1 protein-coding gene is annotated in these 399 nt (G+C 59.1%); it reads left to right on the top strand.

Translation table 11 applies throughout. From position 1 onward, the window contains the following. Positions 1-32: 32 nt before the first annotated feature. Positions 33-399: hypothetical protein (locus tag RMT89_RS41400; RefSeq protein ID WP_315888914.1), on the top strand; the 367-nt coding region annotated here is incomplete at its 3' end.

The following is a 399-nucleotide window of genomic DNA, read 5'->3' as shown; positions in this document are numbered from 1 at the left end:
GAGTTCCCTTCTCGGGGTTCTTCAGGTGGCAGATGACCACCATGAGGACTCCGCTGGTTTTGGCAAAAGCCTTGAGCTTGGCCATGCTGGAGGAGGCTGTCGAGGAGACCGTTCAGGACATCGTGGGGCTGCACCTCAAGACCCGCTACCGGCAGAACCCGGAGGCGACCACTGAGGAGCAGTTTGACGCTGCCTTCGATGCTGTTTTTGAGACCGACCGCCTGTTCCTCTACGACTCCTTCGCGGAGTCCGTGGAAGACCGTCTGATTGCCAAGCTGCACTACATGGCCAAGGCGCAGCACTGCAAGGTGATCGTGCTCGACCACATCAGCATCGTGGTCTCTGCCATGGACGACAACTCGGATGAGCGGAAGACCATCGACCGCCTCATGACCAAGC

Origin of the sequence: Streptomyces sp. P17 (genome assembly GCF_032436805.1) — a bacterium.
Classification (GTDB): Bacteria; Actinomycetota; Actinomycetes; order Streptomycetales; family Streptomycetaceae; genus Streptomyces.
Note: the sequence above shows the minus strand (reverse complement) of the source record. Positions and strands in the feature narration are given on the sequence as shown.